The 13,310-nt window shown below is 62.0% G+C and carries 13 protein-coding genes; 9 read left to right on the top strand and 4 right to left on the bottom strand.

All coding sequences use genetic code 11. The features are described from left to right. Positions 1-17: 17 nt before the first annotated feature. The 4 genes from flgA (at position 18) to DN388_RS21695 (ending at position 2,595) form a co-directional block, all read left to right on the top strand. Complete coding sequence (gene flgA, locus DN388_RS21710; RefSeq protein ID WP_043861778.1) at positions 18-770, top strand: flagellar basal body P-ring formation chaperone FlgA; 753 nt, start codon at positions 18-20, stop codon at positions 768-770. Positions 771-945: 175 nt separating this feature from the next. Then, entirely contained in the window at positions 946-1,257 is a 312-nt protein-coding gene (flgM, locus tag DN388_RS21705) for a flagellar biosynthesis anti-sigma factor FlgM (protein WP_043861777.1), read from the top strand. A gap of 46 nt (positions 1,258-1,303) precedes the next feature. Beyond that, a complete protein-coding gene (locus DN388_RS21700) occupies positions 1,304-1,771 on the top strand; it encodes a flagella synthesis protein FlgN (RefSeq protein ID WP_043861776.1) in 468 nt (155 codons plus the stop codon). Between the two features lie 80 nt (positions 1,772-1,851). Next, positions 1,852-2,595 (top strand): flagellar brake protein, encoded by a 744-nt coding sequence (locus DN388_RS21695; RefSeq protein WP_043861775.1) that lies wholly within the window; start codon positions 1,852-1,854, stop codon positions 2,593-2,595. 137 nt (positions 2,596-2,732) lie between these two features. Here the strand turns inward: DN388_RS21695 and DN388_RS21690 are convergent, their stop codons facing one another. The 3 genes from DN388_RS21690 to bkdR all read right to left on the bottom strand — a co-directional run bounded on the left by DN388_RS21690 (position 2,733) and on the right by bkdR (position 6,215). Further along, the gene (locus tag DN388_RS21690; protein ID WP_043861774.1) at positions 2,733-4,073 is read right to left on the bottom strand and encodes an MFS transporter; all 1,341 of its coding nucleotides are present in this window, start codon (positions 4,071-4,073) and stop codon (positions 2,733-2,735) included. Positions 4,074-4,246: 173 nt separating this feature from the next. Next, a complete protein-coding gene (locus DN388_RS21685) occupies positions 4,247-5,488 on the bottom strand; it encodes a glutamine synthetase family protein (RefSeq protein WP_177332976.1) in 1,242 nt (413 codons plus the stop codon). Between the two features lie 235 nt (positions 5,489-5,723). Continuing rightward, entirely contained in the window at positions 5,724-6,215 is a 492-nt protein-coding gene (gene bkdR / locus DN388_RS21680; RefSeq protein ID WP_043861772.1) for a Bkd operon transcriptional regulator BkdR, read from the bottom strand. A gap of 199 nt (positions 6,216-6,414) precedes the next feature. Between bkdR and DN388_RS21675 the strand changes: the two genes are divergently transcribed. Genes DN388_RS21675 through lpdA form a run of 4 tightly spaced genes read left to right on the top strand, consistent with a single transcriptional unit; the run spans position 6,415 to position 11,388 of the window. Then, a complete protein-coding gene (locus DN388_RS21675; RefSeq protein ID WP_043861771.1) occupies positions 6,415-7,647 on the top strand; it encodes a 3-methyl-2-oxobutanoate dehydrogenase (2-methylpropanoyl-transferring) subunit alpha in 1,233 nt (410 codons plus the stop codon). 1 nt (position 7,648) lies between these two features. Beyond that, positions 7,649-8,707, top strand: coding sequence for an alpha-ketoacid dehydrogenase subunit beta (locus DN388_RS21670; RefSeq protein ID WP_043861770.1), 1,059 nt, complete (start codon positions 7,649-7,651; stop codon positions 8,705-8,707). Next, positions 8,708-10,003, top strand: a complete 1,296-nt coding sequence (locus DN388_RS21665) for a dihydrolipoamide acetyltransferase family protein (protein WP_236176446.1) — start codon at positions 8,708-8,710, stop codon at positions 10,001-10,003. It abuts the gene before it with no gap. A 2-nt stretch (positions 10,004-10,005) separates the two neighbouring features. Continuing rightward, positions 10,006-11,388, top strand: coding sequence for a dihydrolipoyl dehydrogenase (lpdA, locus tag DN388_RS21660; protein WP_104573122.1), 1,383 nt, complete (start codon positions 10,006-10,008; stop codon positions 11,386-11,388). Between the two features lie 37 nt (positions 11,389-11,425). Here the strand turns inward: lpdA and DN388_RS21655 are convergent, their stop codons facing one another. Then, a complete protein-coding gene (locus DN388_RS21655; protein WP_236176448.1) occupies positions 11,426-12,430 on the bottom strand; it encodes a sensor domain-containing diguanylate cyclase in 1,005 nt (334 codons plus the stop codon). Between the two features lie 318 nt (positions 12,431-12,748). Here DN388_RS21655 and DN388_RS21650 point away from each other — a divergent pair, with 318 nt between their 5' ends. Then, positions 12,749-13,291 carry a hypothetical protein gene (locus tag DN388_RS21650; protein ID WP_058542066.1) on the top strand — a complete coding sequence of 181 codons (543 nt, stop codon included), beginning with the start codon at positions 12,749-12,751 and terminating at the stop codon, positions 13,289-13,291. Positions 13,292-13,310: the final 19 nt, after the last annotated feature.

The raw sequence follows: 13,310 nt of genomic DNA, 5'->3' as shown, positions 1-13,310 counted from the left end.
CTTGCTTTTTTAACTGTATGAACACGAAAACGACATTTTTCCGACGCCTGACCCGCCCCTTGCCCGGCATCCTTGCTGCGCTGTGCCTGCTGGCCCCCGGCGTTCGAACTCTGGCTGACGCTTTCACCTTGCCTGAACAGCTTATCGGTGTCACTCAGGGGTTTCTTGAATTCACGGTCGAGGATTACCTGGCGACCAGCCAGACCGAAGGGCGCTTCGAGATCCAGGTCAACAGCCTCGACCCGCGCCTGCGCATGCCACTGTGCGACCAGCAACTGGGCGCCACCCTGGAAAGCCCGGCGCAACCGCTGGGCAGGGTGACCGTGCGCGTACGCTGCGATGGCAGCTCCCCGTGGACGGTGTTCGTGCCGGCCCAGGTGCGGCTGTTTCGCAATGTGGTAACCGTGGCGCGTCCGCTCAAGCGCGACAGCGTGGTCGGCGAACAGGACGTGAGCCTGCGCGAGCGGGACGTGGGCATGCTCAACCAGGGCTACCTGACCAGCCTGGAGCAGGCCGTGGGCCTGAAGGTCATCCGACCGACGGTCATCGATCAGGTGCTCACGCCGCTGCATCTGGAGCAGGCCGAAGTGGTCCGCAAGGGCGATCATGTGGTCATCATCGCCCGCAGCGGCACGCTGAGCGTGCGCATGCCGGGAGAAGCCTTGAGCAAGGGCGGCATCAGTGAACAGATACGGGTACGCAATCTGAACTCCAAACGGGTGGTGAAGGCACGGGTCACTGGACCAGGGCAGGTGGAAGTCGCGATGTGAAGCGGGTCACGACGCCAGAACAAACAAGGCTGGCGATCAGGAACCGCTTTTCCTAAACTGTGTCGAACCGGGTTGATGGGCTGGCCGCGCAAGCTGCACTGCATTTGCGTCTAAAGTTTCTTTCGGGTTGGCCGAAAACAAGGCAAGCGTCCAAACACCCAGAGGTTTTCTGATCATGGTCATCGACTTCAGTCGTTTGAATAATTCCCCGTCCGTGACGGGCGCCGTGCGCACTGGCAACAGCCAGGAAAGCACGGCCACTGCTCGCACCGCCACCAGCGCTACCGAGGCTGGCCAGAGCGGAGAAGCCGTACACCTGAGCCACGAGGCCCAGCAGTTGCAACAGGTCAGCGACAAGCTGCGCGATCAACCGGTTGTCAACAGCGCCCGCGTGGCCGAGTTGAAACAGGCCATCGCCGACGGCAGCTACCAGGTGGACGCCCAGCGCGTCGCCAGCAAACTGCTTAATTTCGAAGCCCAGCGCTAGCCCTCTGGCGCGCTGACTTCAGGACGCTAGAACCAAGAGCCAGCCAATGCACGACACTACTCTGCTGCAACTGATCGAAGATGATATTGCTCCAGCGCAACAACTGCTCGAGTTGTTGCAGGCTGAAGCCGTGGCCCTGCATGGCCGCGACATGCCCTTGCTGGAAAATATTCTGGCCCGCAAGCAATCGCTGGTGGTGCTGCTCGATCAAGGCGGACAACGACGTAGTGCGCTGCTTGCGAACCTGGGCCTGCCGCAAAGCCGCGAAGGTGTAGTGGCCATGGCCGAGCAATCGGACCTGGGCTCCCTGCTCATCGAGCAGCTCGATGTGCTGGCTGCGCTGATGAATGATTGCCAGGCGGTCAACGCACGCAACGGCCAGGCGATCCAGCTTCAGCAGTACACCACCGAAAACCAGATCAAGATCCTCATGGGTGGCGAATCACCGTCGCTCTACGATGCCCGTGGCACTACATCGCCGCTTTCAAAGCCTCGTGCACTCAGCCAGGCGTGACCCCCTCTATCAAGGCACGATTCATGCTGGCAGAATGCCAGCAATTGCCTGTGTCGTTTTTGCCTGGAGATTCATCAACCGTGTTCAATGACGAAGAAGCTCCTCAGCCTCCGAAGGTGCTGACTACGCCTTTGGAAATTGCCGCTCATTTGCGGATGTTGCTAGAGAGCCATGACCCACTGATCATCACGTTCCCCGAACGCAGCCAGCGCTTCCAGAGTTATGTGGTGGAGGTAGACCGGGACAGCAACAGCATGGCCCTGGACGAAATGATCCCGCGCGATGGCGAACGCTTCCTCGAAAATGGCGAACCATTCCGTATCGAAGGCTTCCATGACGGCGTGCGCATTGCCTGGGACTGCACTACCCCGCTGAGCATCAGCACCTCTGACGGCTCACGCTGCTACCGCGGCAGCCTGCCCACAGAAGTTACCTATCACCAACGTCGCAATGCGTTTCGCGCAGCACTGAAGCTGTCGCAACTGGTCGACGTGATTTTCGACGGCGAGAAACTGCGTGGCGAGCACCCGCTCAAGGGCAAGCTGCTGGATATTTCGGCTACTGGCTGCAAGCTTCGCTTCGAGGGCGATATCGAGGAGCGGTTGCAGCTGGGACAGGTCTACGAGAAGTTTGCTACCGGCCTGCCGCTGGGGCTTTCTCAGGTAATGGTCGAGCTGCGCCACCTGCACTATGAAGAGCGCCTGAACGCCACCTTCGCCGGCATTCGCTTTCATAACGTGACAGGACAGATGGCGCGCAAGATCGAAAGCTTTGTGTACCAGCTGCAACGTGAAGCGCGACGCTTCGACAAAGACGATTACTGATAGACATCACGCTTCACATTTCCAAGGGTCGCTACCCATTCAGCGGCAACGGATTCATCCGCAAAGGGGCGCCTGGCGCCCCGCCTGCCAGCGGAACTCAGACGCAGCCCTTCGCCACTATCTGCCCCCCACGCCACTCACACTTCTGGCGCAGGCTTGACAGGTTCGACGCCCTCAGCCTCCCCGGGCGTGCCCTCCTCCTCGGTATCTTCGGCACCTACCGGTGCCTGCATCTGATCCTGCACCACCTGCTCATCAACCCGCGGGTCGAGCGCCGCAGACAGCGGTGAACCTGCCGCCGGCATCGCTACGTGAAGCAATGGCGCATCCTCGACCTGATGCAGGTTGGTAACCGCTTTGGGACGGATGCGCCACACCAGCACCAGCGCGAAGAAACAGAAGAACGCGTACAGCATCTGGTCGCCCAGGGTCTTCATCAGCACACCGGCCACCAGCGGCCCGATGCTCGCCCCCACGCCATAGGTCACCAGCAGCATCGCGGTGAGCGAGACCCGTCGCTCGCTTTCAACGTGGTCGTTGGAAAACGCCACCGCCAGCGGGTAGAGGCAGAACTGCAGCAGCGAGACCGCAAAACCGGTGATGAACAGCACCTCGAGCGGCACGCTCGGCAGCAGCGCCAATGGCAGGGAGGTGACGGCCAGCCCCACCGCCACACTGCGAATCAGCACGGCCCGGTCGTAACGGTCCGACAACCAGCCCAATGGCCACTGCACGAGCAGGCCGGCAAAGATGCAGCAGCCCATGAACACACCGACCTGTTCTGTACTGAGCCCCTGCTTGGAGGCGTAAAGAGGCGCCAGACCATAGAACGACCCCACGATCAGCCCCGCCCCGAGTACCGTACTCAGCGACTGGGGGACGCGCTTGATGAAGAACCGCGGCTCCATGGGGGCCGGACGCAGCGGTGCGGGGTGGATGCGCCGGGTCAGGGCCACCGGAACCAGGCACAGCGCAAAGCACATGGCCACCAGCATCAGCAGCTCCAGGCCCAGCTGCGGGTGAACCACCAGAATCAGCTGGCCCAGTACCAGGCCCAGATAGGAGGCGATCATGTAACCGCTGAACACCGCCCCACGCTGCTTGGCGTCGGCCTGTTCGTTGAGCCAGCTCTCGATCACCATGTACTGGCACATCATGCCCAGGCCGACGATCACCCGCAGCAGCAGCCAGGCCGGCAACCAGCTGACCAGACCATGACCAAGCACCGCTGCGCCGACGATGCCGGCACACGTAGCGTAGGCGCGGATATGCCCCACTCTGGCGATCAGCCGGTGCCCGATCTTGCCCCCCAGCGCCAGGCCGAAATAGTTGGCCGCCATCAGCGCACCGACCCACAGGCTGTCGACCTGATCGGCCGCCAGGCGCAGGGCCAGGTAGGTGCTCAACAGGCCGGAACCGATCAACATCATCAATGCGGCGAAATACAGCGCGCGAAAAGACTTCCAGATACTTCGCATCGACGTCCCTGAGGGCCCCTTGAGCAGGTGAAAAAACTGCTTGAAAGCATAAGTGAAAAAAACACCGACGCGGCGGGCCGGGCATAAAAAAACAGGTGACAAACCATGATCTCGATCATGGCTGCCACCTGCCTCTGCTTACCCTGGCGCCAGGCGGCATTGCCGCGCCGCAGTTACGCCTGTGCCGCCAGCACGCGCCGCTCCCACGGGGTGATCTCGTCGAAGAAGCTGGTCAGTTCCAGGGTCTTGGACGCGATGTAACCTTCGATGAACTCAGTCCCGAACAGTTCCCTCGCCAACTGGCTGCGCTTGAGACGCTCCAGTGCCGCGTGCAGCGTGCAGGGCAGTGACAGGTTGTCGGGCACCTCGAATTCGCCCTGGATCGCCGGCGCCGGCTCCAGCTGCTGTTCGATACCGTACAAGCCGGCCGCCAGGCTGGCGGCGATGGCCAGGTAGGGGTTGGTATCGGCCCCGGGCAGGCGGTTCTCGACCCTGCGCGCTACCGGTGCGCTGGCAGGAATACGCAGGCCCGCAGCGCGGTTGTCTTCAGACCAACAGGCATTGTTGGGCGAGGCATAGGGGTGACACAGGCGCTGATAGGAATTGACGTTGGGCGCGAACAACGCGGTGAAGTCGGCCATGCACGCCTGCTGGCCGCCGATGAAGTGATAGAAGGCGGGCGTGGGCTGCCCCTGGGCGTCGCTGAACACGTTGCGGCCGTTGTCGATCTCGACCACGCTCTGGTGAATGTGCATCGAACTGCCTGGAGTTCTGGCCAGCGGCTTGGCCATGCACACCACATTCAGGCCATGCTTGAGCGCAACCTCCTTGAGCAGGTGCTTGAACAGGAAGGTCTGGTCGGCAAGCAGCAGCGGGTCACCGTGCAGCAGGTTGATCTCGAACTGGCTGACGCCCATCTCGTGCATGAAGGTGTCGCGCGGCAGGCCCAGGGCCTCCATGCAACGGTAGACCTCGCTGAAGAACGGGCGCAGGCCATTGTTGGAACTGACGCTGAACGCCGAATGGCCGTCCTCGCGCCGACCGTCCAGCCCGGTGGGCGGCAGGAACGGCTGGCTCGGGTCGGGATTGGGAGCGAACACGAAGAACTCGAGTTCGGTGGCCACCACTGGCGCCAGGCCGTGCGTGCGATACCGCTCGATCACCGCCTTGAGCTGGCCGCGGGTGGACAAGCCCGAACTCTGTCCATCGAGCTCATTGGCATCGCAGATCGCCAGTGCCCTTGGTTCGTCGCTCCAGGGCAGGCGGTAGATATGCAGGGGGTCGGCCGCCAGGGCAAGGTCGCCGTCGTCGCTGCCATAGAAGCGTGCCGCAGGGTATCCGCCCATGATGCACTGCAGCAGCACGCCGCGTGCCATCTGCAGGCGCCGCCCTTCCAGGAACCCCTCGGCGGTCATCACCTTGCCGCGAGGCACGCCATTGAGGTCGGGGGTGACGCATTCGATTTCATCAATGCCCGTCAATCGCTCGGCGAGAGAACGTTGGCCATTGGTCGTCATGACTTGATCCTTGTTATTTTTAACAAGCCGCGAACGGCGACCCGAACAACATAGTCCGGGGGTGTTAAAAATATCAAGCACCATATAGTCCCGATCGCTGGACGAACGCCGCCAGCCAACCCGTAGAAGCTGTCTACACTGTGCCTGGCAGCGTAATACCGTTGGCCGGCAGCGGCAGCGCAGTCTTGTAGCGCACCTGCTTGAGGGCGAAGCTGGAGCGAATATTGGCCACCCCGGGCAAGCGGGTGAGGTAGTCCAGAAACCGCTCCAGGGCCTGGATGCTCGGCAGCAGTACACGCAGCAGGTAATCCGGATCGCCGGTCATCAGGTAGCACTCCATCACTTCCGGGCGCTCGGCGATTTCCTCTTCGAAGCGGTGCAGCGATTGCTCCACCTGTTTTTCCAGGCTGACGTGGATGAATACGTTCACGTCCAGCCCCAGCACTTCGGGCGACAGCAAGGTCACCTGCTGGCGAATCACGCCCAGTTCCTCCAGCGCCTTGACCCGGTTGAAACAGGGGGTGGGCGACAGATTTACCGAACGGGCCAGCTCGGCGTTGGTGATGCGGGCATTGTCCTGAAGGCTGTTGAGAATGCCGATGTCAGTACGATCCAGTTTGCGCATGAGACAAATTCACCTGCTTCTTGTTCTTTTGAAGAATGTTTATCCGCAAGCCAGCCCAAAGGCAATGAACTTGAGAAAAATATTCTTCCGCCAGCGGAATATGATGTAGGCAAGACTGACTCTCCGGTCACAAGCCGGGTTCAGTAGCGACCGCTTCAAAGCTCAACAAAAACACAAGACAGAGCGAGCGTAAAAAAGCATGAACGAGTACGCCCCCCTGCGTCTGCATGTGCCCGAGCCTACAGGCCGGCCAGGCTGCCAGACCGATTTTTCCTACCTGCGTCTGAATGACGCCGGTCAGGTCCGCAAACCCGCCATCGATGCCGAACCCGCCGGTACCGCCGACCTTGCCTACGGGCTGATCCGCGTGCTCGACGAACAGGGCCGTGCGCTTGGCCCCTGGGCCGAGGACATCGGCCCCGAAGTGCTGCGCCAAGGCATGCGCGCGATGCTCAAGACCCGGCTGTTCGACAGCCGCATGGTCGTGGCGCAGCGCCAGAAGAAGATGTCCTTCTACATGCAGAGTCTGGGCGAGGAAGCCATCGGCAGCGGCCAGGCACTGGCCTTGAACCGCAGCGACATGTGCTTCCCCACCTACCGCCAGCAGAGCATCCTGATGGCCCGCGACGTGTCGCTGGTGGAAATGATCTGCCAGCTGCTGTCCAACGAGCGCGACCCGCTCAAGGGTCGCCAACTGCCCATCATGTACTCGGTGCGCGAAGCCGGCTTCTTCACCATCAGCGGTAACCTGGCGACCCAGTTCGTGCAGGCGGTCGGCTGGGCCATGGCCTCGGCCATCAAGGGCGATACCAAGATCGCTTCGGCCTGGATCGGCGATGGTGCTACGGCCGAGTCGGACTTCCACACCGCGCTGACCTTCGCACACGTGTACCAGGCCCCGGTGATTCTCAACGTGGTCAACAACCAGTGGGCCATCTCCACCTTCCAGGCCATCGCCGGTGGTGAATCCACCACCTTCGCCGGCCGCGGCGTTGGCTGTGGCATCGCTTCGCTGCGGGTCGACGGCAACGACTTCATCGCGGTGTACGCGGCCTCGCGCTGGGCCGCCGAACGTGCCCGCCGCGGCCTGGGCCCGACCCTGATCGAATGGGTGACCTACCGCGCCGGGCCGCACTCCACGTCGGACGACCCGTCCAAGTACCGTCCGGCCGACGACTGGAGCCACTTCCCCCTCGGCGACCCGATCGCCCGCCTCAAGCAGCACCTGGTGGCCATCGGGCACTGGTCGGAGCAAGAGCATCAGGCGGTGACTGCTGAGCTGGAAGCCGAAATCATCAGTGCGCAGAAGGAAGCCGAGCAGTACGGCACCCTGGCCGGCGGGCAGATGCCCAGCCCGGCGAGCATTTTCGAGGATGTGTACAAGGAAATGCCGGAACACCTGCGGCGCCAGCGCCAGGAACTGGGGATCTGACATGAACGATCACAACACCACTATCCAGTTGGAAACCGCCATGGCGACTACCACCATGACCATGATCCAGGCCCTGCGCTCGGCGATGGATATCATGCTTGAGCGCGATGACAATGTTGTCGTCTATGGCCAGGACGTCGGTTACTTCGGCGGCGTGTTCCGCTGCACCGAAGGGCTGCAGAACAAGTACGGCAAGTCGCGGGTGTTCGACGCACCGATCTCCGAAAGCGGTATCGTCGGCACCGCCGTGGGCATGGGTGCCTATGGCCTGCGCCCTGTGGTGGAAATCCAGTTTGCCGACTACTTCTACCCTGCCTCGGACCAGATCGTCTCGGAGATGGCCCGCCTGCGCTACCGCTCTGCCGGCGAGTTCGTGGCCCCGCTGACCCTGCGCATGCCGTGCGGTGGCGGCATCTACGGCGGCCAGACCCACAGCCAGAGCCCGGAGGCGATGTTCACCCAGGTCTGCGGCCTGCGTACCGTGATGCCTTCGAACCCCTACGACGCCAAGGGCCTGTTGATCGCCTCGATCGAAAACGACGACCCGGTGATCTTCCTGGAGCCCAAGCGCCTGTACAACGGCCCTTTCGACGGGCACCACGACCGGCCGGTAACGCCCTGGTCCAAACACCCCGCCAGCGCCGTACCGGATGGCTACTACACCGTGCCACTGGACAAGGCTGCCATCACCCGCCCAGGCAATGCGGTGACGGTGCTGACCTACGGCACCACGGTGTATGTATCCCAGGTGGCTGCCGAAGAGACCGGCATCGACGCCGAGGTCATCGACCTGCGCAGCCTCTGGCCGCTGGACCTGGAGACCATCGTCGAGTCGGTGAAGAAGACCGGCCGCTGTGTGGTCGTGCACGAAGCCACCCGCACCTGCGGCTTTGGCGCCGAGCTGGTGGCGCTGGTACAGGAGCACTGCTTCCATCACCTCGAAGCCCCGATCGAACGCGTCACCGGTTGGGACACCCCCTACCCGCACGCGCAGGAATGGGCGTACTTCCCCGGCCCATCGCGAGTGGGTGCGGCATTGAAACGGGTCATGGAGGTCTGAATGGGCACGCACGTCATCAAGATGCCGGACATCGGCGAAGGCATCGCACAGGTTGAGCTGGTGGAGTGGTTCGTAAAGGTCGGCGATACCGTCACAGAAGATCAGGTGGTCGCCGACGTCATGACCGACAAGGCCACCGTGGAAATTCCTTCGCCGGTCACCGGCAAGGTGCTGGCCCTGGGCGGCCAGCCCGGTGAGGTCATGGCCGTAGGCAGCGAGCTGATTCGCATCGAGGTCGAAGGGGCCGGCAACTATCAGGAAGGCGCCGGCAAGCCGGCAGCAGCCACGCCGCCTGCGGTAGCTGCCGCACCGAAGGCCAGCGTACCCGAAGCCCAACCCCAGCCCGCCGTCGTGTCTACCCCGGCAGCGGCACCTTCAGGCAACGCACAGCGTTCACCGACGATCGTGCCACGTGAGGCCAACGAGCGTCCGCTGGCCTCCCCGGCGGTGCGCAAGCGCGCGCTGGATGCGGGCATAGAGCTGCGCTATGTGCATGGTAGTGGCCCTGCCGGGCGCATCCTGCACGAAGACCTGGACGCTTTTCTCGTTCAACCGATTACCAGCAGTGCATCGGGCCCCGGTGGCTATGCAAGGCGTGACGACAGCGAGCAGGTGCCTGTGATCGGCCTGCGCCGCAAGATCGCGCAGCGCATGCAGGATGCCAAGCGCCGCGTCGCGCACTTCAGCTATGTCGAGGAAATCGACGTGACCGCGCTGGAAGAACTGCGCGTGCACCTGAACAAGAAGCATGGTGACAGCCGCGGCAAGCTGACCCTGCTGCCCTTCCTGGTACGGGCAATGGTGATCGCCGCGCGCGAATTCCCGCAGATCAACGCCACCTATGACGACGAAGCCCAGCTCATTACCCGCCATGGTGCAGTGCATGTGGGTATCGCCACCCAGGGCGACAACGGGCTGATGGTACCGGTGCTGCGCCATGCCGAGGCCGGCAGCCTGTGGAGCAATGCCAGCGAGATCGCCCGGGTAGCCAACGCCGCCCGCAACAACAAGGCCAGCCGTGAAGAGCTGTCCGGCTCGACCATTACGCTCACCAGCCTCGGCGCACTGGGCGGCATCGTCAGCACACCGGTGGTGAACACGCCGGAGGTGGCCATTGTCGGGGTCAACCGCATCGTCGAGCGGCCAATGGTGGTCAACGGCCAGATCGTGGTGCGCAAGATGATGAACCTGTCCAGTTCGTTCGACCATCGTGTGGTCGACGGCATGGACGCCGCGCTCTTCATCCAGGCCATCCGCGGCCTGCTCGAACAACCTGCCAGCCTGTTTGTGGAGTGACCATGCAGACTCTCAATACCACCCTGCTGATCATTGGGGGCGGCCCCGGCGGTTATGTCGCGGCGATTCGTGCCGGTCAACTGGGCATCCCCACTGTACTGGTCGAAGGCCAGGCACTGGGCGGCACCTGCCTGAACATCGGCTGTATTCCATCCAAGGCACTGATCCATGTAGCGGAGCAGTTCCACCAGACTTGTCAGCACAGCCAGCACTCCAGCCTGGGCATCAAGGTACAGGCTCCCAGCCTGGACATTACCCAGAGCGTGGCCTGGAAGGACGGCATCGTCGACCGCCTGACCAGCGGCGTTGCCGCCTTGCTGAAGAAACACGGCGTGACGGTGATTCATGGCTGGGCAAAGATCGTCGACGGCAAAACCGTCGACGTCGAAGGCCAGCGCATTCAGTGCGAGCACCTGCTGCTCGCCACGGGCTCCAGCAGTGTGGAGCTGCCCATGCTTCCACTGGGCGGCCCGATCATCTCGTCCACCGAAGCCCTGGCCCCGCAACGCCTGCCAAGGCGCCTGACGGTGGTGGGTGCAGGCTATATCGGCCTGGAGCTGGGTATTGCCTACCGCAAGCTGGGGGTCGAGGTAAGCGTGGTGGAAGCGCGCGAGCGTATCCTGCCTACGTATGACAGCGAGCTCACTCAGCCGGTAGCCGAGTCGCTGAAGAAACTGGGCATGACGCTGTACCTCAAGCACAGCGTCGAAGGCTTCGATAACGCCACCCAGTGCCTGCAGATCAGGGACCCGCATGGCGAACAGTTGACGCTGGAAACCGATCAGGTGCTGGTTGCCGTAGGACGTCGGCCACGCACTCAAGGGTTCAACCTGGAAACCCTGGAGCTCAAGATGAATGGCTCTGCCATTGCCATCGATGAGCGTTGCCAGACCAGCATGCGCAATGTGTGGGCAATCGGCGATCTGAGCGGCGAGCCGATGCTGGCCCACCGCGCCATGGCCCAGGGCGAGATGGTGGCCGAACTCATCGCCGGCAAGCAGCGGGTTTTCGATCCGGTGGCCATCGCGGCAGTGTGCTTTACCGACCCCGAGGTGGTGGTGGCAGGCAAGACACCCGAGGCCGCACAACAGCAAGGCCTGGATTGCATCGTTGCGCAGTTCCCGTTCGCGGCCAATGGCAGGGCCATGACGCTGGAATCCAAAAGCGGCTTCGTACGCGTGGTGGCGCGTCGCGACAATCACCTGATCCTGGGCTGGCAGGCTGTCGGCGTGGGGGTTTCGGAACTGTCTACCGCGTTTGCACAATCACTGGAGATGGGCGCCCGGCTCGAGGATGTGGCCGGAACCATCCATGCCCACCCTACCCTCGGGGAGGCTGTGCAGGAGGCTGCATTGCGTGCCTTGGGGCACGCGTTGCACCTGTAGCCAGAACCACTGGGCGTCGATCATCGACGCCCAGGCATCAGGCGATCTGGTTCTTGCCGCCGGCCTTGGCGCGATAGAGCGCCTGGTCGGCACGGGCGACCAGTTGCTCCGGGCGCTCGCCGCCACGCCACTGGGCGATGCCAAAACTCAATGTGACGCGGTGCTCGCCAATTGGGGGCAACCTCAACACCTGCTGGCGGATGGCATCGGCTACCGCCATTGCTGCCTGCAGGTCACTCCCTGGCATCAACACCATGAACTCGTCACCCCCCCATCGGGCAAGCAGGTGCTCGGGGCCGACACACTTACGAATCTGTTCGACCACCTCTACCAGGGCGGTATCGCCACGGGCGTGGCCGTAACGATCATTGATCGGCTTGAAATCGTCGAAATCCATCAGGATCAGGCTCAAGGGCAAACGAAAGCGGCCGGCACGTTCGCATTCCTGAAGCAGGGCCTTTTCCAGGCGATAACGATTGGCCGCCAGGGTCAACGAGTCGCGCTCGGCCAGGTCACGGTTCTCATCGAGCTGACGTTTCAGTTGCTCGTTCACCCAGCACAGTTCCCGGGTCCGTTCGGCTATCAGTGATTCCAGCGAGCTGTTGCGCTGCTCCAGATGGGCAACCAGGCGCTTGCGGTCGTCGATGTTGCGGTGTGCACCGAACATCCTGGCCACCGACCCATCAGGGTTGCGCGCAACCACATGCCCGCTGTCCTCGATCCACAGGTAGCTGCCATCCTTGCAACGGCAACGGTACTCCACCTGGTAGCTTTGCGCGCGCTGGCTCAGGTAGTCCTCGAAGCAGGCCATCACCCGCGAGTAGTCCTCGGGGTGAATGACGTTTTCCCAGGTGAACACCGTATTGTCCAGCGAGTGGCTGGGGTAGCCCAGCATGCGATACCAACCCGGGTTGCGATAGACATGGCCGGTGTTGGCGTTCCAGTCCCAGATGCCATCACTGACCAGGTCCAGGAGGGTTTGCAGTTGCTCTTGCCCCAGGTCGCTCAATGGCGCCATCACGCAAGCGGTATTCTCACTCATGGACACTCTCCCCTGTCCAGCAACTACGCCCCAGCTCAATGATGGTGCTGCCGATTGTTATGCGCCAAAGCCTGCGCGAAATTTCGAACAATATACTCGCGAAAGAATGGAAGCGGCAGGCGGAACCGACCGCACGTCCAACTGCAAGCCTTGGCTGTTGCCGCCTGCGGCAATCATCCTCCTCTTTGGGGCAACAGCGTGCCAGAGTTAAAAGGCCGAGCATTGCTGCCCCCTTGTAATGCAGAGGGTTCAGAGCGTGAGGTAACTGGCACAGCCCTTGCTCTTCCCTTGCTCTGCACAGTATCGGGAGACCTTCAGGTGAGCATCATCAATGATTATGGCTGGCAGGTAGCCGCTACCACTCAGCAACGTAGCAGTGTTTCTACAGACAGCGATGCTGTGCCGTATGTACCTGTTTCAGTTGCCATTCAGTCGACGTCCGACACGCGCGGGAGTGCCAGTCACTCCGAGCAGCGCTTTCACGACAACCAGCAAGAAGCGTTCGCAAAGTTCAAGGTCAGTCTGCAGAACCTGGAAGAGATCTTCGACACGAAAGAACCAGAGAGCACTGCCTTGCAAGAGTTTCGCGACTACATGGCACTGTCTCCCGAGCAGAAAATTCGCGAAAAGATGCTGCGCGAACTTGGGCTGAGCCTTGAAGAATACGAAGAGTTACCCCCTGAGAAGAAAGAACTGATCGACAAGCAGATCGCTCAACGCATCAAGGAAGAAATGGAGATAAAAACCATGGCCAAGCTGCAACCGCCTCAACAGATGGATGCGGTCAATGCACTGGCAGGTTCACAGACACTGTCGGCAGAAGGCACCGACGAGAAGGACAGGACGGACCCGCTGGCCTGAATCGTATTACGTAAAAAAA

This window comes from Pseudomonas sp. S12(2018), assembly GCF_024355235.1.
In the GTDB taxonomy this organism is placed as follows: Bacteria; Pseudomonadota; Gammaproteobacteria; order Pseudomonadales; family Pseudomonadaceae; genus Aquipseudomonas; species Aquipseudomonas palmensis.
Note: the sequence above shows the minus strand (reverse complement) of the source record. Positions and strands in the feature narration are given on the sequence as shown.

Coding starts and splice junctions, on each gene's coding strand:
- flgM (WP_043861777.1), top strand. CDS start 946: ATGGTCATCGACTTCAGTCGTTTGAATAATTCCCCGTCCGTGACGGGC.
- flgA (WP_043861778.1), top strand. CDS start 18: ATGAACACGAAAACGACATTTTTCCGACGCCTGACCCGCCCCTTGCCC.
- DN388_RS21675 (WP_043861771.1), top strand. CDS start 6,415: ATGAACGAGTACGCCCCCCTGCGTCTGCATGTGCCCGAGCCTACAGGC.
- DN388_RS21670 (WP_043861770.1), top strand. CDS start 7,649: ATGAACGATCACAACACCACTATCCAGTTGGAAACCGCCATGGCGACT.
- DN388_RS21655 (WP_236176448.1), bottom strand. CDS start 12,430: ATGAGTGAGAATACCGCTTGCGTGATGGCGCCATTGAGCGACCTGGGG.
- lpdA (WP_104573122.1), top strand. CDS start 10,006: ATGCAGACTCTCAATACCACCCTGCTGATCATTGGGGGCGGCCCCGGC.
- DN388_RS21665 (WP_236176446.1), top strand. CDS start 8,708: ATGGGCACGCACGTCATCAAGATGCCGGACATCGGCGAAGGCATCGCA.
- bkdR (WP_043861772.1), bottom strand. CDS start 6,215: ATGCGCAAACTGGATCGTACTGACATCGGCATTCTCAACAGCCTTCAG.
- DN388_RS21690 (WP_043861774.1), bottom strand. CDS start 4,073: ATGCGAAGTATCTGGAAGTCTTTTCGCGCGCTGTATTTCGCCGCATTG.
- DN388_RS21685 (WP_177332976.1), bottom strand. CDS start 5,488: ATGACCGCCGAGGGGTTCCTGGAAGGGCGGCGCCTGCAGATGGCACGC.
- DN388_RS21700 (WP_043861776.1), top strand. CDS start 1,304: ATGCACGACACTACTCTGCTGCAACTGATCGAAGATGATATTGCTCCA.